The sequence below is a fragment of the Leucobacter sp. NPDC015123 genome (genome assembly GCF_043080205.1).
In the GTDB taxonomy this organism is placed as follows: Bacteria; Actinomycetota; Actinomycetes; order Actinomycetales; family Microbacteriaceae; genus Leucobacter; species Leucobacter aridicollis_A.
The window spans coordinates 96,058-118,469 of sequence record NZ_JBIBVH010000009.1 but is presented as its reverse complement, the minus strand read 5'-3'; the positions used below and the strand labels follow the sequence as shown (position 1 = coordinate 118,469).

At 64.7% G+C, this 22,412-nt stretch carries 22 protein-coding genes; 18 read left to right on the top strand and 4 right to left on the bottom strand.

What is annotated here, in order from left to right:
- Nucleotides 1-98: 98 nt before the first annotated feature.
- The 11 genes from ftsZ (at nt 99) to ACF07D_RS14765 (ending at nt 10,986) form a co-directional block, all read left to right on the top strand.
- The gene (ftsZ, locus tag ACF07D_RS14815) at nt 99-1,298 is read left to right on the top strand and encodes a cell division protein FtsZ (RefSeq protein ID WP_119279336.1); all 1,200 of its coding nucleotides are present in this window, start codon (nt 99-101) and stop codon (nt 1,296-1,298) included.
- Between the two features lie 8 nt (nt 1,299-1,306).
- Nucleotides 1,307-2,005 (top strand): YggS family pyridoxal phosphate-dependent enzyme, encoded by a 699-nt coding sequence (locus ACF07D_RS14810; RefSeq protein ID WP_391505417.1) that lies wholly within the window; start codon nt 1,307-1,309, stop codon nt 2,003-2,005.
- Nucleotides 2,006-2,035: 30 nt separating this feature from the next.
- The gene (locus ACF07D_RS14805; RefSeq protein WP_119279338.1) at nt 2,036-2,521 is read left to right on the top strand and encodes a cell division protein SepF; all 486 of its coding nucleotides are present in this window, start codon (nt 2,036-2,038) and stop codon (nt 2,519-2,521) included.
- Nucleotides 2,522-2,547: 26 nt separating this feature from the next.
- Entirely contained in the window at nt 2,548-2,817 is a 270-nt protein-coding gene (locus ACF07D_RS14800; protein WP_391505416.1) for a YggT family protein, read from the top strand.
- A gap of 81 nt (nt 2,818-2,898) precedes the next feature.
- Nucleotides 2,899-3,546, top strand: coding sequence for a DivIVA domain-containing protein (locus tag ACF07D_RS14795; RefSeq protein WP_119279342.1), 648 nt, complete (start codon nt 2,899-2,901; stop codon nt 3,544-3,546).
- A gap of 7 nt (nt 3,547-3,553) precedes the next feature.
- Complete coding sequence (gene lspA / locus ACF07D_RS14790; RefSeq protein WP_391505415.1) at nt 3,554-4,240, top strand: signal peptidase II; 687 nt, start codon at nt 3,554-3,556, stop codon at nt 4,238-4,240.
- Entirely contained in the window at nt 4,227-5,144 is a 918-nt protein-coding gene (locus ACF07D_RS14785; protein ID WP_119279345.1) for an RluA family pseudouridine synthase, read from the top strand. The genes lspA and ACF07D_RS14785 overlap by 14 nt, the downstream gene beginning before the upstream one ends.
- 180 nt (nt 5,145-5,324) lie before the next feature.
- Nucleotides 5,325-8,825, top strand: coding sequence for a DNA polymerase III subunit alpha (gene dnaE / locus ACF07D_RS14780; RefSeq protein WP_391505442.1), 3,501 nt, complete (start codon nt 5,325-5,327; stop codon nt 8,823-8,825).
- Entirely contained in the window at nt 8,825-9,667 is an 843-nt protein-coding gene (gene nadE, locus ACF07D_RS14775) for an ammonia-dependent NAD(+) synthetase (RefSeq protein ID WP_391505414.1), read from the top strand. The genes dnaE and nadE overlap by 1 nt, the downstream gene beginning before the upstream one ends.
- A complete protein-coding gene (msrA, locus tag ACF07D_RS14770) occupies nt 9,664-10,188 on the top strand; it encodes a peptide-methionine (S)-S-oxide reductase MsrA (RefSeq protein WP_391505413.1) in 525 nt (174 codons plus the stop codon). Before nadE ends, msrA begins: the two co-directional genes overlap by 4 nt.
- Before the next feature lie 6 nt (nt 10,189-10,194).
- Nucleotides 10,195-10,986, top strand: a complete 792-nt coding sequence (locus ACF07D_RS14765; RefSeq protein ID WP_391505412.1) for a Pr6Pr family membrane protein — start codon at nt 10,195-10,197, stop codon at nt 10,984-10,986.
- Here ACF07D_RS14765 and ACF07D_RS14760 read toward each other — a convergent pair.
- Complete coding sequence (locus ACF07D_RS14760) at nt 10,948-11,487, bottom strand: single-stranded DNA-binding protein (protein WP_391505411.1); 540 nt, start codon at nt 11,485-11,487, stop codon at nt 10,948-10,950. The two genes, ACF07D_RS14765 and ACF07D_RS14760, sit on opposite strands and share 39 nt — an antisense overlap.
- A gap of 233 nt (nt 11,488-11,720) precedes the next feature.
- Here ACF07D_RS14760 and ACF07D_RS14755 point away from each other — a divergent pair, with 233 nt between their 5' ends.
- Complete coding sequence (locus ACF07D_RS14755) at nt 11,721-12,203, top strand: DUF6993 domain-containing protein (RefSeq protein ID WP_391505410.1); 483 nt, start codon at nt 11,721-11,723, stop codon at nt 12,201-12,203.
- A gap of 22 nt (nt 12,204-12,225) precedes the next feature.
- Here the strand turns inward: ACF07D_RS14755 and ACF07D_RS14750 are convergent, their stop codons facing one another.
- Nucleotides 12,226-13,053, bottom strand: a complete 828-nt coding sequence (locus ACF07D_RS14750; RefSeq protein ID WP_391505409.1) for a phosphotransferase — start codon at nt 13,051-13,053, stop codon at nt 12,226-12,228.
- Nucleotides 13,054-13,196: 143 nt separating this feature from the next.
- Here ACF07D_RS14750 and ettA point away from each other — a divergent pair, with 143 nt between their 5' ends.
- Both ettA and ACF07D_RS14740 read left to right on the top strand, forming a co-directional pair.
- Complete coding sequence (gene ettA, locus ACF07D_RS14745; RefSeq protein WP_119279361.1) at nt 13,197-14,876, top strand: energy-dependent translational throttle protein EttA; 1,680 nt, start codon at nt 13,197-13,199, stop codon at nt 14,874-14,876.
- Between the two features lie 80 nt (nt 14,877-14,956).
- Nucleotides 14,957-15,424: an acyl-CoA thioesterase gene (locus ACF07D_RS14740; protein WP_391505408.1), complete on the top strand. Its 468-nt coding sequence runs from the start codon at nt 14,957-14,959 to the stop codon at nt 15,422-15,424.
- 66 nt (nt 15,425-15,490) lie between these two features.
- Here ACF07D_RS14740 and ACF07D_RS14735 read toward each other — a convergent pair whose 3' ends face one another.
- A complete protein-coding gene (locus tag ACF07D_RS14735; RefSeq protein WP_391505407.1) occupies nt 15,491-16,387 on the bottom strand; it encodes an acyl-CoA thioesterase in 897 nt (298 codons plus the stop codon).
- An 81-nt stretch (nt 16,388-16,468) separates the two neighbouring features.
- On the opposite strand from ACF07D_RS14735, the gene ACF07D_RS14730 reads away from it, so the two are divergent.
- The 4 genes from ACF07D_RS14730 to ACF07D_RS14715 all read left to right on the top strand — a co-directional run bounded on the left by ACF07D_RS14730 (nt 16,469) and on the right by ACF07D_RS14715 (nt 20,837).
- Nucleotides 16,469-17,131 carry a hypothetical protein gene (locus tag ACF07D_RS14730; RefSeq protein WP_391505406.1) on the top strand — a complete coding sequence of 221 codons (663 nt, stop codon included), beginning with the start codon at nt 16,469-16,471 and terminating at the stop codon, nt 17,129-17,131.
- Nucleotides 17,132-17,162: 31 nt separating this feature from the next.
- On the top strand, nt 17,163-17,414 hold the full coding sequence (gene rpoZ, locus ACF07D_RS14725) for a DNA-directed RNA polymerase subunit omega (RefSeq protein ID WP_119279365.1): 252 nt from the start codon (nt 17,163-17,165) through the stop codon (nt 17,412-17,414).
- Between the two features lie 107 nt (nt 17,415-17,521).
- Nucleotides 17,522-18,706, top strand: coding sequence for a methionine adenosyltransferase (gene metK / locus ACF07D_RS14720; protein WP_391505441.1), 1,185 nt, complete (start codon nt 17,522-17,524; stop codon nt 18,704-18,706).
- Between the two features lie 13 nt (nt 18,707-18,719).
- On the top strand, nt 18,720-20,837 hold the full coding sequence (locus ACF07D_RS14715; protein WP_391505405.1) for a hypothetical protein: 2,118 nt from the start codon (nt 18,720-18,722) through the stop codon (nt 20,835-20,837).
- A 223-nt stretch (nt 20,838-21,060) separates the two neighbouring features.
- Here ACF07D_RS14715 and trpB read toward each other — a convergent pair whose 3' ends face one another.
- Nucleotides 21,061-22,269: a tryptophan synthase subunit beta gene (gene trpB / locus ACF07D_RS14710; RefSeq protein ID WP_391505404.1), complete on the bottom strand. Its 1,209-nt coding sequence runs from the start codon at nt 22,267-22,269 to the stop codon at nt 21,061-21,063.
- Nucleotides 22,270-22,412: the final 143 nt, after the last annotated feature.

Sequence of the window (22,412 nt, the reverse complement as noted above, 5' to 3'; positions counted from 1 at the left end):
GAGCCATACCGTTGACACGAAAGCGTATACGGCAATACTAACTTTGAAGTTCAAGTAGAACTTTAATGTTGCTCGTACTTGAAGGTTGAGGGGACCAGGTGGCCATGAACCAGAACTACCTCGCGGTGATCAAAGTCGTCGGAGTCGGCGGCGGCGGTGTCAATGCAGTGAACCGCATGATCGAGCTCGGGCTCCGCGGCGTCGAGTTCATTGCAGTGAACACCGATGCGCAGGCACTGCTCCTCAGCGATGCTGACGTAAAGCTCGACGTTGGCCGCGAGCTCACTCGCGGGCTCGGCGCAGGCGCCGACCCCGAGGTTGGCCGGCGTGCAGCCGAGGACCACGCTGAGGAGATCGAGGAGGCGCTGGCTGGCGCCGACATGGTCTTCGTGACGGCTGGCGAGGGTGGTGGCACGGGCACTGGAGCGGCGCCAGTCGTCGCGCGCATCGCAAAGTCGATCGGCGCGCTCACCATTGGCGTTGTGACCCGCCCGTTCAGCTTCGAGGGCAAGCGCCGTGCCGCGCAGGCCGATGCTGGCGTCAATACCCTGCGCGAGGCCGTCGACACCCTCATCGTCGTGCCGAACGACCGCCTCCTCGAGATCAGCGAGCCGGGCATCAGCATGATCGACGCGTTCGCCGCGGCCGACCAGGTTCTGCTCGCAGGTGTCCAGGGCATCACTGACCTCATCACCACGCCCGGCCTCATCAACCTCGACTTCGCCGACGTGAAGTCGGTCATGCAGGGTGCCGGCTCGGCGCTCATGGGTATCGGCTCGGCCCGCGGTGCAGACCGTGCGATCAAGGCTGCCGAGCTCGCTGTCGCCTCGCCGTTGCTCGAAGCGTCGATCGAGGGCGCGCACGGCGTGCTCTTCTCGATCCAGGGCTCCTCGAACCTCGCGCTCAGTGAGATCACCGAGGCGTCGACGCTCGTGCAGGACGTCGTGCACCCGGAGGCCAACATCATCTTCGGAACTGTCATCGATGAGACTCTCGGAGACGAGGTCCGCGTGACTGTCATCGCCGCAGGCTTCGATGAGGAGCCCGCAGGGCAGACTCGCGGCGCCTCGGCGGATCGCGGCCGTCGCGCCGGACATGTTGAGAGCATCGAGGAAGCCTCGGCGGTCAGCGCCGCGCTTGCGGGCACCGGCGCGCGTTCGGCGACGACCGAAGTCACCGAAGAGACAGGCGAGTTCGGGGGAGCGCTGCAGCACCCGCCCGTCGAGGAGCAGCTGCGCGATCCCGCGTTTGACGGCGACGATGACGACGATCTCGACATCCCAGCCTTCCTGCGATAGGCGAACACGTGAGCGTCACTGAGGCGTCGAGTACGTACGAGGGGCTCGCCGAGCGCCTGCACGCCGTGCAGGACGGGATCGCTGAGGCCTGCCGGGCAGCGGGGCGTGATGCGTCGGAGACGACGCTGATTGTCGTCACGAAGTTTCACCCCGCGAGCCTCGTCGAGGCGCTTTCAGCGCTTGGCGTCCGAGACGTCGGCGAGAACCGACACCAGGAAGCTCAAGAAAAATCAGCGCAGCTCGCGGCTCTCGACCTGAACTGGCATTACATCGGGCAGTTGCAGACTAAGAAGGCGCGGCAGGCGGCCCAGTATGCCTCCGCCATTCACTCGATTGACCGCGCACGGCTCGTCGATGCGCTGTCGAGTGTCGACCGAGCGCTCGATGTCTTCCTGCAGATCAACCTCACTGACGACCCTGGCCGCGGAGGCGCCGCCCCGAGCGACATCGAGTCACTGACCGAGCACATTCTCGCGACAGACTCCCTCGTGCTCCGCGGAGTGATGGCTGTCGCGCCACTCGAGGAGCCGGCGCCCCGGGCGTTCGAGCGCCTCGCCGGATACTCAGACAGAGTGCGCGCCCTCGCGCCGGCAGCGACGGCGATCTCGGCGGGAATGACTCACGACTACGCCGAGGCCATCGCGGCTGGGGCGACACACCTGCGAATCGGCAGCGCAATCACAGGAAACCGGCCGGATGCCCGGTAGTCTCAAGGCAAACAACCGTTGGGAGAACAGATGAGTAACCCGTTGAAGAAGACAATGGTGTTCCTCGGACTTGCCGAGGAGGGCCTCGAAGAGGAGCCTGTCGCCCAGGCCGCGCCCGAGCGCGACCCAGCTCCCTCGGCTCAGGCCGCAGCGAAGCCCGCTCAGACGCCGCGCCCGGCAGTGGCGCCGCTTCGCCGGGTTACCCCTGTTCGCAATCAAGCACCTCAGGCAATGAACGAGATCTTTACTGTCCACCCGACCGCGTACCGTGACGCTCAGGTCATCGCCGAGAGCTTCCGTGACGGCATCCCCGTCATTATGAACCTCTCGCGCATGAGCGACGATGAGGCCAAGCGTCTCATCGATTTCTCGAGCGGCCTCACGCTCGGCTTGAACGGTCGCATCGAACGCGTGACGAGCAAAGTCTTCCTGCTGACCCCTGAGCACATCGAGGTCGGTAGTGACGAGCCCGCGAGCGAAGCCGACGGTTCATTCTTCGTGGCTCCCACCGCATAGTGGAGATCCTCTATATCTTCACCACCGTGGTGCGTGTCGCACTGCGGCTGTTCGTTTTGCTGCTTTGGGCCCGCTTCATCCTTGACTGGGTGACTGTACTCGCCCGAGGATTCCGCCCGAAAGGGATTCTCGCGATCATCGTCGAAGCCGTCTATATGATCACTGATCCGCCGATTCGCATGTTCCGCAAGATCCTCCCGCCTATCCGACTCGGCCAGGTCGCCCTTGATCTCGGCTGGTTCTTGACAATGTTCGCCTGCATCATTTTGCTCAGGATTATCCCTGGCTGGGTGTAAACCCCGTAAGCTCAATGAGAGTTTGTTAGCGTTGATGTGTAGATCGCGCGAGCGATCCAACCCACAGAAAGAGATTTAACGATGGCCCTAACTCCTGAAGACGTTGTGAATCAGAAGTTCACGATCACGAAGTTCCGTGATGGCTACGATCTCGATCAGGTCGATGACTTCCTCGACACGGTCGTTGAAGAGATCCGTCAGCGCGACGCAGAAAAGCAGGAGCTTGAGGCGAAGATCGCCGAGCTCACCGCTCAGCTCGAGGAGCGCGGCCCCGTTGCCGCCGACGAGACGATCGTCGTTGAGGCGCCTGTCGCCGTCGCGCCCGCACCCGAGGTCGTCGAGGCCGCACCTGCGGCCGACGGTGCACAGCGCCCCGACGCGATCAAGTCGAGCGCGATGCTGCAGATGGCACTCGAGCTGCACGACAAGTACGTCAGCGAGGGCGAGACCACCCGCGACGAGCTCATCAACGCCGCGCAGACCAAGAGCACTCAGATGGTCGACGACGCAGAGCGCACCGCACGCGAACTCGTCGAGGAAGCGCAGAAGCGCCGCACCGACGAACTTCGCGCGCACAGCGACGAGATGGAGAAGCTCAACCAGGTCGTCGCAGAGCTCCGCGGCTTCGAGAGCGAGTACCGCTCCACGCTGCGCTCGTACATCCAGTCGCAGCTTCGTGACCTTGACAGCTCGCCCGAGCCGCTCGTGAGGCCTGAGGGCCTCGAGTAAATCGAGGGTGAAGACAACAACTTCAGCCGCAGCGGCACCAACAACCCTTCGCCGGGTATTGGTGCCGCTGTTGCTCGGTGCAGTAGCGGCGACGGTCCTTGTCACCGACCAGCTCGTGAAGAACTGGGTCGTCGCGACCCTGCCCGAAGGGGAGACCGTCCCGGTCTTGGGAGGCTTCCTGCAGTGGCACTTCGTGCGCAACCCGGGGGCGGCGTTTTCGATTGCGAGCGGGCAGACATGGATCTTCACGATCCTCTCCGTGATCGTCGTCGGGGTCATCATTTGGCAGATTCGCCGACTGCGGTCGGTGCCGTGGGCGCTGTTCCTCGGACTGCTGCTCGGCGGTGTGCTCGGAAACCTCACTGACAGGCTCACTCGCGAGCCAGGCTTTCCCGAGGGTCACGTCATTGACTTCATCCTCACGCCGTGGATGATGCCAGCAATCTACAACATTGCCGATATCGGCATCGTCAGCGGCATGATTCTGTTCGTGCTCATCACCATTTTCGGGCTCTCGATCGAGGGCGGACGAGAGAAGCGTGGCGATGATGCGGAGGCAGGCGCAGAAGCCGTGACTGGTGCTGAAGCAGAGGCAGGTGCTGAAGCAGGGGCTGGTGCTGAAGCAGAGACAGTACCAGCGGCCGACGCCGAGACAGGCGTCGCTGACGAGAGGTCAGAGGGTGGAACACCGTAGTCTGCCAGTGCCCGACGGGCTCGCCGGCGAACGTGCTGATGCGGCTCTGGCGAAGCTTCTTGGGTTCTCCAGAAGCTTCGCGCAGGAGGTCATCGCGGCCGGGGGCGTCTCCCTCGATGGAGAGACGATTCCAAAGTCCGCGCGGCTGAGCGCCGGAGCCCTGCTCGAAGTGAGCTGGACGGAGAAGGCGGAGCCCACTGTGGTGCCAGTCGACCTTCCCGAGCTCGGCATCGTGTACGACGACGAAGACCTCGTCGTCATTGATAAGCCAGCGGGCGTGGCAGCCCACCCGTCGCTCGGGTGGACAGGGCCGACGGTGCTCGGCGCGCTTGCTGGCGCCGGGTATCGCATCGCCACCTCCGGCCCGCCCGAACGCCAAGGAATCGTGCATAGGCTCGATGCTGGCACGAGCGGACTCATGGCCGTCGCGAAGAGCGAGCGCGCCTACAGCCTGCTCAAGCGTGCGTTCCGCGACCGGGAGGTGCGCAAGATCTATCACGCGGTCGTGCAGGGCCATCCCGATCCGTTCTCAGGAACTATCGAGGGCTCGATCGGCAGGCACCCGGGCCACGAATGGAAGTTCGCGGTGACGAGCGACGGCAAGCCTTCGATCACGCACTACGAGACTGTTGAGGCTTACCCGTTCGCAACCCTGCTCGAGATCGAGCTCGAGACCGGACGTACGCACCAGATCCGCGTCCACATGTCTGCGCAGCGCCACCCATGTGTTGGCGACACGATGTACGGTGCCGACCCCGTGCTCTCCGAACGGCTTGGGCTCACTCGCCAGTGGCTCCATGCGATGCGGCTCGGCTTCAGGCACCCGGGCACGGGGGAGCCTGTTGAGTTCGAGTCGACGTACCCCGCCGACTTGCAGCACGCGATCGACGTGCTCGACGCGTAACCCATGCTCCAGAGCCGTTCCGGGCGGCGCGCGCGGGCAGCTTCGCTCCGAGTGAGCCTGTCGGCGACTCTGGGTGTCCGCCCACGCTGGACGCGGTACCCTTGAACTGTCTTCGAAAGGGGCTCTTGAGTGTCGGATTCTGACGGTTTCGTTCATCTCCACGTGCACAGCGAGTACTCGATGCTCGACGGTGCTGCGCGCGTGAAGCCGCTGATGCAGGCTGTCGCAGACCAGGGGATGCCTGCTATCGCGATGACCGACCACGGCAACACGTTTGGCGCGTTCGACTTCTGGAGCTCTGCGAAGGATGCCGGGGTGAAGCCCATCATCGGCATCGAAGCCTACCTCGCCCCGGGCACGCACCGCTCTGATCGCACGCGGGTGCGCTGGGGGGACGGTGGCGGCGATGACGTCTCTGGTGGCGGCGCGTACACCCACATGACGATGCTCTCGGAGACGACTGAGGGCATGCACAACCTGTTCAGGCTGTCGAGCTATTCGTCGCTCGAGGGATATTACTTCAAGCCTCGTATGGACAGGGAGCTCCTGCAGACCTACTCCAAGGGGCTCATCGCGACGACTGGGTGCCCCTCGGGCGAGATCCATACTCGCCTGCGCCTCGGGCAGTACAACGAGGCGCGCCAGGCGGCAGCCGAGTTCCAAGACATCTTTGGGAAAGACAACTTCTTCTGCGAGATCATGGATCACGGCCTCGAGATCGAGCGCCGGGTGCAGAAGGATCTGCTCGCGATCGCTCGTGACTTGGGCATTCCCCTGCTCGCGACGAACGACCTGCACTACGTCCATGAGAAGGATGCTGAGGCGCACTCGGCGCTGCTGTGCGTGCAGTCGGGGTCGCGACTTGACGACCCGAACCGGTTCCAGTTCAGCGGCTCAGGCTACTACCTGAAGAGCGCGGCCGAAATGCGGCACATCTTCCGCGAGCTGCCCGAGGCCTGTGACAACACCCTGCGCATCGCTGAGCGCTGCGAGGTTGAGTTCAACACCTCGGCCAACTACATGCCGCGATACCCGGTGCCCGACGGGGAGAGCGAGGACAGCTGGTTCGTCAAGGAGGTCGAGAAGGGCCTCCACTACCGCTACCCGAGCGGCATCCCGGATGCGGTTCGAAAGCAAGCCGAGTACGAGATCGGCGTCATCATTCAGATGGGCTTCCCCGGATACTTCCTCGTCGTCGCCGACTTCATCAACTGGGCGAAGGAGAACGGGATCCGGGTGGGCCCCGGCCGTGGCTCGGGCGCCGGCTCAATGGTCGCGTACGCGATGAGGATCACCGACCTCGACCCGCTGCAGCACGGCCTCATCTTCGAGCGCTTTCTCAACCCAGATCGCGTCTCCATGCCCGACTTCGACGTTGACTTCGATGATCGTCGCCGCGGCGAGGTCATCAAGTACGTGACCGAGAAATACGGTGACGAGCGCGTCGCGCAGATTGTGACCTACGGCACGATCAAGTCGAAGCAGGCGCTGAAGGACGCCTCGCGCGTGCTCGGCTTCCCGTTTGGCATGGGCGAGAAGCTCACCAAGGCGATGCCGCCGGCAGTCATGGCGAAGGATATCCCGCTTTCTGGCATTACCGATTCGGAGCACCCTCGGTACAAGGAGGCCGCCGAGTTCCGCGCCGTGCTGCAGGAAGACCCCGATGCCAAGCGAGTCTACGAGACCGCGCTTGGTCTCGAGGGGTTGAAGCGGCAGTGGGGCGTGCACGCCGCTGGAGTGATCATGTCGAGCGATCCGCTCATCGACATCATTCCGCTGCAAAAGCGTGAGCAAGACGGTCAGATTGTTACGCAGTTCGACTACCCGACGTGTGAGGGCCTCGGCCTCATCAAGATGGACTTTCTGGGGCTTCGAAATCTCACGATCATCTCCGACGCGCTTGAGAACGTCAGGCTGAACCGTGGGGTCGAGCTCGACCTTGAGCGCCTCGAGCTCGACGACGCGCCCTCGTACGAACTGCTTGCGCGCGGCGACACGCTGGGCGTCTTCCAGCTCGACGGCGGCCCCATGCGCGGCCTGCTTCGCCTGATGAAGCCTGACAACTTCGAAGACATTTCGGCCGTGCTCGCACTCTACCGGCCCGGCCCGATGGGCGCCGACTCGCACACGAACTACGCACTCAGAAAGAACGGGCTGCAGCCAATCACCCCGATCCACCCTGAGCTCGAGGAACCGTTGAAAGACGTGCTTGACACGACATTCGGCCTCATCATCTACCAGGAGCAGGTGATGTCGATCGCGCAGAAGGTGGCGGGCTTCTCCCTGGGCCAGGCAGATATTCTGCGGCGGGCGATGGGCAAGAAGAAGAAGTCTGAGCTCGACAAGCAGTATGAGGGCTTCGCTGCCGGCATGCACGAGCGTGGCTTTAGCGACGCCGCGGTGAAGGCGCTGTGGGACATCCTGCTGCCGTTCTCGGATTACGCGTTCAACAAGGCTCACTCTGCAGCATACGGCGTGGTGAGCTACTGGACCGCTTACCTGAAAGCGCACTACCCGGCCGAGTACATGGCAGCGCTGCTGACGAGCGTTGGCGATTCAAAGGACAAGCTCGCGATCTACCTCAACGAGTGCCGCAGGATGGGCATCAACGTGCTTCCGCCAGCTGTGAATGAGTCGTTCGCGAACTTCTCGGCCGTTGGCGACGACATCAGGTTTGGACTGGGAGCAATTCGCAACGTCGGCACGAACGTCGTCGAAGCCGTCCGGGAGGCGCGCGAGAAGAAGGGCAACTTCGAGTCGTTCCACGACTACCTCAAGAAAGTCGCGCTGCCCGCGCTGAACAAGCGCACGATCGAGTCTCTCATCAAGGCTGGCGCGTTCGATGGACTCGGCGGTACGCGTCGCGCGCTCCTCGAGATTCACGAGGGCGCGGTTGAGGGCGCGGTGAAGGAGAAGCGGGCCGAGGAGAACGGTGACGTCGGGTTCGACTTTGACAGCCTCTTCGCGGAGGCCGCCGAGGCCACCGGGGTGGGCTCGGAGACGGTGTCGCTCGTTCCCGAACGGCCGGAGTGGAACAAGAAGGACAAACTCGCGTTCGAGCGTGAGATGCTTGGCCTGTACGTGTCTGACCACCCGCTTCGCGGCCTCGAGACGACGCTCGCGAAAGAGGCGTCGGCGACTGTCGAGCAGGTGACGAATCCTGATGCGAACTTTGATGGCGAGACCGTCGTGCTTGCTGGGCTCCTCACGAGCGTGCAGCACCGCACAGCGAAGTCGGGAAACCTCTACGGCATGGCGACTATCGAGGACTTCACTGGTGAAATCCAGGCGCTCTTCATGGGCAAGTCGTACCAGGAGTTCGGGCCGATGCTGCAGCCAGACTCGATTGTCGCGCTCAGGGGCAAACTCAACGCGCGAGATGATGGAATGTCGATGCACGCGTATGGCGTGCGCGGAATTGACGCGTCGGTCCAAGACGAGGCAGGGACGCTTGCGCTCACGTTGACGGAGGCGCGGGCGACCGAGCCGCTGATGGAAGAACTTCAGTCGACGCTGAAGCGGCATCCTGGCGATTCAGAGATTAGGCTAAACCTCATCACGCCACACGCTGTGCGCGTGTTTGAACTCCGAGAACGGGTGAGAATCTCTTCCGACCTGTTCGGTGAGCTCAAGGGGTTGCTGGGGCCGCGCTGTCTCATGGACGTAGAGGAGCTTGTGTAGTGAACGAACTACAACACCGGATCATTCGCGAGCTCGGCTCGCTGCCCGAGATCGATGTCGCGGGTGAGATCGAGCGGCGGATCGCGTTTCTCGCGGACTACGCCGCGGCGATCCCCGGCGTCCGCGGGTTCGTGCTTGGTATCTCCGGGGGGCAGGACTCGTCGCTTGCTGGCAGGCTCGCACAGCTCGCTGTCGAGCGCCTTCGCGACGCTGGGTCGCCAGCCGAGTTTTGGGCGATGCGTCTCCCGTATGGTGTGCAGCACGACGAGGAAGACGCGCAGCTCGCGCTTTCATTTATTCGGCCCGACCACGCCGTCACAGTGAACATCGCCGACTCGGTTGACGGCATGGTGTCGGCGCTGACGGTAGCGACGGGCGAACCCGTAAGCGATTTCAACAAGGGAAACGTGAAGGCCAGGGCCCGGATGGTCGCACAGTACGGCCTCGCTGGCGACCGCGGGCTCATCGTGATTGGCTCGGATCATGCAGCCGAGGCGATTACTGGGTTCTTCACGAAGTTTGGTGACGGTGCCGCCGACGTGATTCCGTTGCAGGGTCTCACGAAGAGCCAGGGCGCAGAGATGCTGCGCGCCCTCGACGCGCCTTCCCGGCTGTGGGAGAAGGTACCGACGGCTGACTTGCTCGACGGCAAGCCCGGCGAGACCGATGAGTCGAGTCTTGGCGTCACCTACCCCGAAATCGACGCGTACCTGCGGGGTGAAGAGGTGTCTGACGAAGCGCGCGCGAACCTCGAACGTCGGTTCCTCGCGACTGACCACAAGCGGCGAGTGCCGGTTGGACCAAACGACGCATGGTGGCGCGGTGAAGGAGAACTCGCATGACAACGACCTATGTGCTGGGTGGCGGTTGCTACTGGTGCCTTGACGCTGCCTACCGGGCCCTGCGCGGCGTGAGCGCCGTACGCTCCGGGTTCGCTGGCGGCGAGACTCCGAGCCCGACGTATGAGGCTGTGTGCACTGGGCGCACCGGGCACGTAGAGGTCGTCGAGGTTGAGTTCGATGAAAACGTATTGCCGCCGAGCGTTGTGCTCGATGCGTTCTTCACGATGCACGACCCGAGGCAGCTCAACCGTCAGGGCAACGACGTCGGCACGCAGTATCGCTCGGCTATGTTCTACGCTGACGACGCGCAGCGCGAGCAGTTTGAGGCCGCGCGCGAACGTGCAAACGAGGCGTGGGGCGGGGGAGTCGTCACCGAGATTGCTCCCCTGGACGCCGTGTACCCAGGGCCTGAAGAGCACCAGGACTTCTTCGCGAAGAACCCGACTCAGGGCTACTGCCTCGCGGTAGCCGTGCCGAAGGTGAACAAGATTCGCGCGGGCTTCGCTGAGTACCTCGTCTAGCCGCTGATGACAGAGAATGGAGCCGCTCGCACTGAGGCGACGGCGGCTGGCGCGCCAGTTCAGAATGGAATCATGCAGCAGGGCGCACTCGCGCTGCGCCCAGTTGCCTTCGCGTTCAGGGCCGTCTCGTTGGTGCTCATCGCGGTTGGAATCGTGCGGATCACAGGCATTTTCGGACCTGACCCGAGCCTGTCAGCGTTCACGTTTTACACGGTGCTCAGCAACGTGCTCTGCTTGGGCTGGATGCTCGTGCTCGTCGTTGCGACGAGCCGAGACCTGGTACTGCGCGGCCCGCACGGAGTCTCGTCGCCGTCCGCCTCCTGGAGCGCCGCGATCATGATGGCAATCACCATCACGATGCTCGTCTACCTTGTCGTGCTCGTTCCGACCTCGTTTGTGCAGGGCAGCGATTACGTCCCGTTCTCGCTGACTGACAACCTGATTCACATCGTCACGCCGTGCCTGTTGATCGTCGACTGGCTGCTCTTTGTGCCGAAGGGTGCGCTGCGCCGCGCCGATCCTGTGCGATGGCTCGGATTTCCACTCGTGTACCTCGTGTTCGCCTTCATTTACGGTGGCCTCGGGGGAGAATTTTCGCCCGGCCAGCGGTACCCGTACCCGTTCTTGAACGTTGAGGCACACGGGGTCGGCGGCGTCGCGCTGTGGGTCGTCGGTCTCGGCATTGCGCTTACTGCCGTCGGATACCTCTACTTCTGGCTTGACAGGGCACTCGCTGGCCGCGCGCGGAACTCTGAAGCCTCACGCCGAAGCGAGCTGGGGAGTGAATCCGTCGGATGACCTGGCGACGTCTGGCGACCCGGCGTCGTCAGAGCCACCGCGGTCGGCGTCCACACGCGAGCGTTCTGGGGGAGTCGGGTCAGCGCTCGCCTCGCGGGAATCCTCAGATGGCGTCGCCGCGGGTGTCTGATTGGCGCCCTCGACGCCGTTTGCTTTGAGGAATCCAGAGACCCCGAACCGCACGTCGTGCCCGACTCCCTCTGCGTCGACCTCGACTGCCGTGCCCCGCTTGCCCTCGTTCTCCCAGTCGCGCAGTCTGAGCCTGCCCGCGACGACAATCCGGTCGCCTTTCTTGAACGATTGTTTCGCGTGGCGCGCGAGTCCGCGGAAGGTGTTGATCGTGAACCAGTTTGTTTCACCATCCGACCACTCTTTCGTTTCCGCGTCGAACCTCCTGTCAGAGCTTGCGAGGCGAAACGTGCAGAACTCCGCCCCGCCGGCGGGCGTGAAGAGCTTCGGTTCTGTCGCGATCTGTCCGATGATGCTGATGTGCTGGGCCATGATGGCTCCTTTTCTCTCACTGCTGGTGTCGGTGGGCGACGCCTCCGTCAGGCGTCGGTTGCGTCCGGGTGTCTCGGACGGGTGTTTCTAGCCTGGCGCTCGGTGACACGGCCCTCGACCAAGTACGTCGGCCTGTGGACAATCAACCGGGTTAACGACGAATCGGGCACCTGTGGGCGAAGCTCACAGCATTGCTGAGGCTCACACCCTGCGGCGCCCCGTAGACTTGGCGCATGGTTGTGAAACGAGCTCGTCGCGCTGCGGCAACTGTTGCGGGCGCTGCGGCGCTCATGCTTGCCCTCAGCTCGTGCTCATTGCTCGAAGGTCCGACGCCCGTGACGCCCGAGCGTCCGCCTGTCGAGGTGCCCGCTGAGCCCGCTGTGTTTGTCCCGGGGGGTTCCTCCGAGGAGAACCTGCCGTTCTTCAGCCAGGTGCTCCGCGAGTACGCGGCAGGCGAGCAGGCCGTGCAGGGGCAGCCAATCGTGGACGCTCTTGCGGCCGGTGGTTTTGAGAAGCAAACGATGCAGGTCTCGTTTGACGCGTCCAAGACGGGCCTCGCAGCCGACAGCATCTACGTCTCGGTTCGCACAGGCGAGACCTGCCTGATCGGGCAGATCTCCGCGGAGGAACGCGACGCCACGGCGGAGGTCGTCGACGCTGTTGGGCCAGAAAAGAACGTGTGCCTCATCGGGCAGACGCGTCCGATCGACTGGTAGCCGCCGTGCGCGCCACTGGCGACTATCCGACGTCCCAGAGCAGCCGATAGAAGTCGATTCGATCCTGATCGGGGTCGATGCCGTACCCCTCGTACACGAGGTGATCGAACCCCTGACCGTGGTTCCAGTCGATACTCCATGCGGCGACCGCAAGATCCGCCCAGCGATCCGCGACGCCGAGTGAGCCGAGATCAACGTGCGCTGCGAAGCGCCCGGTCGAGTCGAGCAGCGTGTTCGGAGCGCACGCGTCGCCATGGCACACGACGAGTCGATCAGGGTCAGGCGGGTCCAGCAGGATCCTTCTGACCGTTTCGACAGTGAGATCCCGATAGTTGCGATGCCAGTCGCCCGGACTCTCACCCGAGGCGATGCGCTCCTCGAACCGTGAAACCCGGCCCGCGATGCCCCATTCGAACGGGCACTCGGCGACGGGGAGAGTGTCGTGCAACACTCGCAGCCCGGCGCCGATCGCCAGAGCGGCGGTCGCTGGCTCCGCGATCCACTGCGGAGCCACTGCCGAGGCGCCCGGGAGCGCGCACGTGATGAGCCAGTCTCCATCGCTGTCGGAGCCATGACTCACTACCTCGGGCACAGTGGCACCGCCCGCCAGCGCCCACGCGAGCCGCGTCGCCTCCTCGGAGAGATTGAGTTCGGGAGTGCCAGCCGGGACCCACTTCACGTAGCTCGCGCCACCGCTACCTGGGGCGCCCTGGTCTCGAAACGTGAGCCCACCAAGCTCGTTGACCCAGACAGGGACGAGATGACGGCCGCCGGTGAGCTCGCGTACGCGCTCGGGTACAGGGACCGGTCCCGTCGGGATCTCGGCGACGGGTTCAGGTGCGTCACTCATACACACGAGTCTACGGAGCGGGCATCGTTGCCGTCCGGTCGCATGAACCTGAGTCGCCGCGTGCCGAGAACGGGTAGAGTAGTCCGCGATAGATTCCACCTCGTGAAGCAGGGAGTTCGGAGCGCACGCGCTTTTGAAAATATATGGCTGAATACATCTACCAAATGGTTCGCGCCCGCAAGGCAGTCGGCGAGAAGCTGATTCTTGATGACGTGACGATGTCGTTCCTTCCGGGCGCCAAGATCGGCATGGTCGGCCCGAACGGCGCCGGTAAGTCGACGATCCTGAAGATCATGGCGGGTCTCGATACCCCGTCCAACGGCGACGCCGCGCTGACCCCCGGCTACACCGTCGGCATCCTCATGCAGGAGCCCGAGCTCGACGAGACCAAGACGGTCCTCGAGAACATCGAGAGCGGTATCGCGATCAAGGGCAAGCTCGACCGGTTCAACGAGATCTCGGCACTCATGGCCGAGCCCGACGCTGACTTCGACGCGCTGCTCGCCGAGATGGGCACGCTGCAGGAAGAGATCGACGCCGCAGACGGCTGGGATCTCGATAACCAGCTCGCACAGGCGATGGATGCGTTGCGCACCCCGCCAGGCGACGCTGAGATTGGCCCGCTTTCTGGCGGCGAGAAGCGCCGTGTTGCGCTCACCAAGCTGCTGCTCCAGAAGCCCGACCTGCTGCTCCTCGACGAGCCGACCAACCACCTTGACGCCGAGAGCGTGCTGTGGCTTGAGCAGCACCTGCAGAAGTACCCGGGAGCGGTCATCGCGATCACCCACGATAGGTACTTCCTCGACAATGTCGCGGAGTGGATCGCCGAGGTCGACCGCGGCCGCCTGATCGGGTACGAGGGCAACTACTCGACCTACCTGGAGAAGAAGCACGAGCGCCTCGAGGTCCAGGGAAAGAAGGATCAGAAGCTCGCGAAGCGTCTGAAGGATGAGCTCGAGTGGGTCCGCTCGAACACGAAGGGCCGCCAGGCGAAGTCCAAGGCGCGTCTCGCGCGCTACGAAGAGATGGCGAACGAGGCCGAGCGTACCAAGAAGCTCGACTTCGAGGAGATCCAGATTCCCGCAGGCCCGCGCCTCGGCAACCTCGTTATCGAGGCAAAGGACCTCAAGAAGTCGTTCGGCGATCGCACGCTCATCGACGGCCTCTCGTTTAGCCTGCCCCCGAACGGCATCGTCGGTGTCATCGGCCCGAACGGCGTCGGCAAGACGACCCTGTTCAAGACGATCGTCGGCTTGGAGCCGCTCGATGGCGGCGAACTGCGCATCGGCGAGACTGTGAAGATCAGCTATGTTGACCAGAACCGCGCAAACATCGACGCAGACAAGACGCTCTGGGAGGTCGTGAGCGAGGGCCTCGACATCATCACCGTCGGCAAGACTGAGATCCCGTCGCGCGCGTATGTGTCGAAGTTCGGGTTCAAGGGACCGGATCAGCAGAAGAAGGCCGGCGTGCTGTCGGGCGGAGAGCGCAACCGGCTGAACCTCGCGCTCACGCTGAAGCAGGGCGGCAACCTCCTGCTCCTCGATGAGCCGACGAACGACCTTGACGTCGAGACGCTGCAGTCGCTCGAAAACGCGCTGCTCGAGTTCCCAGGCTGCGCCGTGGTCATCACCCACGATCGCTGGTTCCTCGACCGCATCGCGACGCACATTCTCGCGTACGAGGGCACCGACGAGAACCCGGCTGACTGGCACTGGTTCGAGGGGAACTTCGAAGCCTACGAGGCGAACAAGATCGAGCGCCTTGGTGCGGACGCTGCGAAGCCGTCGCGTAGCCACTACCGCAAGCTCACCCGCGATTAGCGAATGATCGAGTGCCCGCAGGCGTGTCCTGCGGGCACTCGTATTTTGTCACCCAGAGGTTTCCGCGAAAGGATCGCACAATGGCCCGAGCCCACGTCACCCTGCAGCTTCGCTGGGGCGATCAAGACGCCTATGGGCACATCAACAACGTCGTGTTTGCCCGACTGCTTGAAGAGGCGCGCGTGCGCGTGCTGTGGCTCGGCGCGGCGACCGAACCCACCGGGCTTGAACAGCATTTCCAGTCGAATATCGCAGGCGGGCCGAAGATGCTCGTTGCGAGCCAGTCGATCGAGTTTCTCAGCGTGCTCGAGTACTCGGAGCAGCCTGTCACTGTCGAGCTTTGGGTCGGCAAACTTGGTGGTTCGCACCTCGAGATCCATTGTGAGATTGTCGACGGAGCTGCGGCTGAGCGCTCAGTCGTCGCGCGCGCGATCACCGTCGCGGTGATGGTCGACGGCGAGACGCTGAGGCCGGCACGTCTGAGCGCCGAGGGTCGCACGGCCGTCCGAGAATGGATGGACGAGCCGCTCATGCTCGGGCGTGGCTGACGGAACAACGCTCGCGGACAACCGCTCCCTGGTCGTGGCCCGGGAAGCGTCGGTCGCGGGCCGTGGCTAGCGGGGGAATCGAATCATCGACTCCTGCGAGACGCTCGCGACAAGCGCGCCAGAGCGATCGTAGAAGCGGCCATGGGCGAGTCCGCGGCCGCTCTGTGCGGTCGGCGACTCGAGCGTGTACAGCAGCCACTCGTCGACGCGGAAGGGTCTGTGAAACCACATGCTGTGGTCGAGGCTTGCCGCGCTCATCCCTGGCGTCGCCCAGGGAATGCCATGGCGCCGCGCGACCGGCTCGAGGAGGAGGTAGTCGGACGCGAACGCGAGCGCGGCTGAGTGCAGCGCCTGACCGCCGTCAAGCGGCTCGCGGCTCTTCAGCCATACTGCCTGATTGCTACGCGGCTCGCCCGCGTCGACCAAGATGTCGCCCTCGACGTGGCGGAAATCAAACGGCCTGTTGAGTACCCACGAATTGCGCCGCTCTCCGGTGAGATGGCCGTACTTGTCCCATACCGACGGGAGCGACTCTGGCTGCGCGATTTCCGCGGTGTCGAGGCCGTCCTGATGGTCGAGCCCCTCCTCGGGCCCCTGGTACGAGGCGATGAGCGACATTAGTACGGCGCCATCCTGATAGGCCTGGGCGCGCCTGGTCGAGAAGGACCTGCCGTCGTGAAGTCTTGCGATCTCGAACGTCATTGGGGTGTGGCTGTCGCCGGGGCGCACGAAGTAGCCGTGCATCGAGTGAATCTCGCGGCCCTCTGGAGCGGTGAGGCCTGCTGCCATGAGCGCCTGTCCGAGCACCTGGCCGCCGAATGCGCGGCCGTGGGGAGTCGGCATCGCAGGCCCCGTGAAGATGTCGTAGTGGGTGCGCGCCTCGGTGTTGGCGAGCGCGAGCATCTCAGCAAGGTTGGGGGCGGGAACCTCGTCGCCGTGCATAGTCTTCGCCGCGTCAGTCATAGGCATCAGTCTATGTCGCGGCTGCGCTAGCGGGTGAAAGCTCGCGGCTCGCATCAATCTTGCGGCGGTAGGCTGATGCTGATGACCGAACAGACTTTCACTCTTGGCCTCGCAGACAAGCCAACACGAGACGACTTGCAGAACTACCTCTCCCGCCTCGCCCGGCTCGGGGAGGCCGAGGTTCGGCTGCAGACCCGTGGCAGCGCTCTCGCAGTGTACGGCTGCACACAGGCGCCGGTGGGGATCATGGACGAGTCGCCAGTCGTGCTCGTCATGCGCGCCTTCCCGTTGGCTGCCGCCCCGGCTGCGCCGATCGACACTGTCGTGGAGGTGCGTGCGCTCACAGATAGGCTTGCGCGTGCCGCATCCGGGCTCGATCTTGCGCTTCCCGACATGACAGTTGCTGCGGCGTGGGCCGGAGTACTTCCCCCAACCGCGGGCTGGGAGGCCCGTGGTGAAATGGACGCGGGGTCTCTCGCTGTCGTCGCTGCTGAGGGCATGGCGCGCGTCGCCGAAAACGTACCGGCCGATGCCGGCGATCCTGTTGTGCAGAAGGTTCGTCGGGCAGTTTGGGGCAGTGAAATCGCTCCCGGGATCCCTGCGGCGGCCGCGTTCGCGGCCGAAGGTCTCGGCTTCCTATCGGGCATTGATCGCCTGACGATTTCGGGTACTCGAGCCTGGACGAGACTGAGCAGTCGTAACGGGCACGTCATCTTGCGCCGCGGCGTCGGCCTCATGGGCTAGAATAGACGGGTCTATCTAGAGGAGTTAATTCATGGCTAATGTCAACGGCATCATCGACCCACCGATCGACGATCTGCTCGACAAGGTGGACTCGAAGTACGCTCTGGTCGTCTTCGCTGCTCAGCGCGCGCGCCAGATCAACGACTACTACACTGATCTGCACGACGGGAACCTGTTCGATAACGTCGGTCCCCTTGTAGATTCGTCGGTGGATGACAAGCCGCTGTCGATCGCGCTGCACGAGATCGTCGAGGGCAAGCTGCAGATGACGCCGAAGGCGTAACTGCTCACTCTGTCGGTGGCGCCGGATACCCTCTAGGTACCGGCGCCACAGCCATTCTGGGGCCATACGTTTCGGCCCATTTCATCACTATTCGAGGAGCATCCGTGCTGCGTCAGTTCACGTCCGAGTCCGTCACCGAGGGGCACCCCGACAAGATTTGCGATCGCATTTCTGACTCGATCCTTGACGCGATGCTTGAGCAAGATTCGGGGGCGCGCGTCGCCGTCGAGACGCTCGTGACGACTGGTCTCGTACACGTCGCCGGCGAGGTATCCACGAGTGGCTATGTCGAGATCCCGCAGATCGTGCGTGACGCGATCCGTGAGATTGGGTACACGAGCTCGGAGATGGGCTTTGACGCCTCGTCGTGCGGCGTGTCGGTGTCGATCGGGCAGCAGTCGCCAGACATCGCGGGTGGCGTGGACGTGTCGCTTGAGGCGCGCGAAGCCGGCGACGATGACGCGCTGAGCGCGCAGGGCGCAGGCGACCAGGGCATCATGTTTGGCTTCGCGACCGACGAGACCCCCGAGCTGCACCCGCTGCCGAGCTGGATCTCGCACCGCCTCGCTGAGCGACTGACTGAGGTGCGCAAGAGCGGCATCATCCCCGAGCTTCGCCCTGATGGGAAGACCCAGGTCACTATCGGCTACGACGGCGACCGTCCCGCGTCGATCGAGGCAGTCGTTGTATCGACCCAGCACGCGGCGAGCCTCTCGACCCCCGCGCTGCGCGAGGTTGTGGCCCGCGAGGTCATCAACCCTGTGCTCGACAAGGTCGACCTGCCGCGCGCCGGCGCAGAGTTCTTTATCAACCCGGCGGGCCCCTTCGTGGTGGGCGGACCGATGGGTGATGCGGGTCTCACAGGCCGCAAGATCATCATCGATACCTACGGTGGCGCGAGCCGGCACGGCGGCGGCGCGTTCAGCGGCAAAGATCCTTCGAAGGTCGACCGCTCGGCAGCCTACGCGATGCGCTGGGTCGCGAAGCACGTCGTGCGCGCGGGCCTTGCTCGACGGGCCGAGCTGCAGGTCGCCTACGCGATCGGACGCGCGCATCCGGTCGGCCTGTATGTCGAGACCTTTGGCACAGAGACCGTTCCGACAGCCGTCATCGAGGCCGCCGTGCGCGAGGTGTTCGACCTGCGCCCCCTCGCGATCATCCGCGATCTCGAACTGTTGCGCCCGATCTACGCACAGACGAGCGCCTACGGACATTTCGGTCGCGAGCTGCCCGACTTCACCTGGGAAGCGACGCCGCGCGTCGCCGAGCTGCGCGCAGCCGCAGGGCTCTAGTTGAGGCGGCGGCGTGTCGGCCGGTGAGCTGAGCGACGTCTCCGCAGCTGCGGGGTCTGGCAAGCGAGCTGAGGCGGCCGCTCCCGCGGAGCCAGTGGTTCCCGCGACCTCGTGCAGCTGTCTCGACGCCGAACGGCCGAACGGTCGGGCCGTCGCCGAGGTGCTCCTCGATTCGGCGCTGCCGCAACTCGACCACCTCTTCGACTACGCGATCCCAGAGGGGCTCGCAGGCGAACTTTGTGTCGGCCAGCGCGTTCGGGTGCCGTTTCGCAATCAACAGCGCAAGGCGTTCGGGTACGTCATTGGGTTCGCCGAATCGAGCAGCTTTGGTGGTGAACTCTCGCCAATCGCCGACATCGTGAGCCCTGTCCCGCAGCTCACACCAGAGATTTGGCGGCTCGCGCGCGCAGTGGCCGACCGCGCCGGCGGTTCTGCCGGCGACATCCTGCGTCTCGCAATTCCAGGCAGACAGGTGCGCGTCGAGAAGCAGCACCTCGCCGCGGCGGAGTCTCAGCCTGGGAGGCCCGACGGCGCGCCTGCCGGAGATCTCGACGCCGATTCCGCTGGTATCGCGGCTCGCCTCGTTGCTGGCGAGCGGCTCGCGCTCACCGCGAATCACTCACCAGAGCGGCTGTCGACAGGCGAGTGGGTCGGGGCCTGGGCGATCCGGCTCGCGCAGGTCGCGATGTCGGTCCGCGCCGCGGGCAAGAGTGCAATCGTTGTGCTTCCCGACTACCGCGATCAGGATCAGGTGCAGAGCGCCCTCGCCGCCCTCGGTGCCGAGGGCGTGCTCAGGGTTGACGCGAGGCAATCAAACGCGGAGCGCTACGCTAGCTTTCTGCAGGCGCTCGACTCGGCGCCGCGAATTATTGTCGGGAATCGTTCTGCCGTGTACGCCCCGGCGCACGATCTTGGCGCGATCCTGATGTGGGACGATGGCGATCCCGTGCTCGCCGAGCCGCTCGCACCATATGTGCACGCCCGCGACGCGGCCCTTGTGCGCGCCGAGCAGTCGGGCGCCGGGCTCTTCTTCGCCGCGCACGCTCGCAGCGCTGAGGTCGAGCGGTTGGCCCTCATCGGATACGTGCAGGATCAGGTGAACCCGCCCAGGCGTACCCGCGTGATTCACGCCGACCAGTCGATCGCGCCAGACGCGTTCGCAGGGCGTGTGCCTGACTTCGCGGCGAAGACTATCAGGGAGGGGCTGCGCACCGGCCCCGTACTCGTGCAGGTCGCGACGCCAGGATATGCGCCAGTCTCGGTGTGCGGCGACTGCGGTGACCTTGCCCGCTGCACCGGGTGCGGTGGCCCGATCGGGTTTCGCACGGCAGGCACTGCCGCGTGCCGCTGGTGCGGACAGCACGCCGGGGGCTGGGCGTGCTCTGGCTGCGGCGGGAACCGGCTCGCGGAACGCGGCATGGGGTCGGCGCGCACTGTCGAGCAGTTCGAACGGCAGTTCCGCGGATTTCGCGTGCTGCTCTCCGACGGCGACCACCCCCGCGAGCGTGTGGACGCGCGACCGGCGATAGTCGTCGCGACTCGCGGTGCTGAACCGCTCGCGGCTGGCGGCTACCGGGCGGTCGTGCTGCTCGATGCCGAGCGGCTGCTGAGCCTCGAGAACCTCCGGGCCGGCGAAGACTGCCTGCGATGGTGGGAGAACGCGGCCGCGCTCGCCGCTCCTGACGGGGTGTGTCTGATGGCATCAGGGGGAGGCCCCGTGGTGCAGGCGTTCGTCACCGGGCGGCTCGACGAGTGGCTGCACAGCGAGCTTCGCGACAGGCAGGCGCTGAGGTATCCACCCGCAGTCCGCGTTGCGAGTGTGACAGGCGGTTCCGCCCAGGTCGACCGTGCGATCGCGGCGCTCCGCACTCCCGACGTGCTGGCGGGTGTCGAGGTGCTCGGGCCGACGCCCGTATCAGCATCCGACCCAGCTGCACGCGGCGCTGGGCTCGTACGCGCCATTGTGCGGTTCGAGTATGCACGCGGCAGCGACGTCGCGAAACGGCTGCGCGGCGCGCTCGTCGCTGACGCGGCTGGCGCGTCGTCACGGCAGAAGGGTCGGGCTCCAGGGCGGGCCGTCCCGGAGGCGCTCAGGCTGCGATTCGATGACCGCGGGGTGTTCGATGGGTGATGCCGGTGAGTCCCGCAAGGCCGGGAGCTGCTGGCCGGGCCCTGCCGACCTCAGCTGACCCGAGCTGACCGCTGCCGTTCCCTGCTGTCTCTGCCGCTATGCCCGGGAACGCCAAGACACACGATCCTCGTGGGAACACATGTCAAACTGCTCGGTGAGCGTGTGTTCTCGCGAGGATCGTGTGTTCACGGGCCACTGGGAAGCCGCGGCCAGGCCGACCGTGCTACTGCGCGAGGCGCTCGGCGACGAAGTCGATATCCTTGTCGCCGCGGCCCGAGAGGTTCACGATGATCACAGCGTCCGCGGGCAGCGTCGGCGCGAGCTTCACCGCGTGTGCGACGGCGTGCGACGACTCGAGCGCGGGGATGATGCCTTCGGTGCGAGTGAGCAGCTGGAACGCGTCGAGCGTCTCGGCGTCGGTGGCGGTCACGTACTCGGCGCGGCCGAGCTGCTCGAGCCTGGCGTGCTGGGGGCCGACTCCTGGATAGTCGATGCCCGAGGCAATTGAGTGCACAGGCGAGGGTTCGCCGTTTGCGTCCTGCAGCACCTTCGTGTGCATGCCGTGCAGCATGCCCGGGGTGCCGAGCGTCATCGTTGCTGCGTGGCGGGTGCCTTCGAGGCCCTCACCGGCTGGCTCGACGCCAATAATCTTGACCGCCTCGTCCTCGAGGAAGGCGTCAAACAGGCCCATCGCATTTGAGCCGCCGCCGACAGCAGCGATGAGGTAGTCGGGGAGCTTCCCCTCCGCTTCAAGCACCTGCGCGCGGGCCTCGCGGCCAACCACTGACTGGAAATCACGCACCATCGACGGGTAAGGGTGGGGCCCGACGACCGAGCCGATCGCGAAGAAGTACTCGTCGGGGTTCGCTGCGTAGACGCCGAACGCTGAATCGACTGCCTCTTTGAGTGTCTTGCCGCCCTCCTCGACCGAGACGACCTTTGCGCCGAGCAGTTCCATGCGCACGACGTTCGGGTGCTGTTTGGCGACGTCGATCGCCCCCATGTGAATCTCGCACTCGAGCCCCACGAGCGCCGCGGCCGTGGCGAGCGCCACGCCGTGCTGGCCGGCACCGGTCTCTGCGATGACCTTCGTCTTTCCCATGCGCTTTGCGAGCAGCGCCTCGCCGAGGCAGTGGTTGATCTTGTGCGCCCCAGTGTGGTTGAGGTCTTCGCGCTTAAGGTACACCTTGGCGCCGCCGAGCTTCGCGGTGAGGTTCTCAGCGAAGTACAGCAGCGAGGGCCGGCCGACGTACTTCGAGAGTAGCGACTGGTACTCCTCTTGGAACGCGGGGTCAGCGCTCGCCTTCGCGTATTCGCGTGCGACCTCGGCGATGGGCTCGACGAGGAACGGCGGCAGCGGCGCGCCCCCGTACTCGCCAAAGAAGCCGTGCTCGTCGGCGCGGTAGGGGGAAGCAGTGGTGGTCTGAGTCATGAGTGGAGATCCTTCGTGGTCACTGAGTGGGGGTCTGAACGCCACTCGTGAGACAAAAAACACCGCCTCAGAGAGGCGGTGTCGAGGTGCATGCAGATGCGTGAAGAGTGACCGCCCTAGGCGGCCCACCACTGAATCACGAT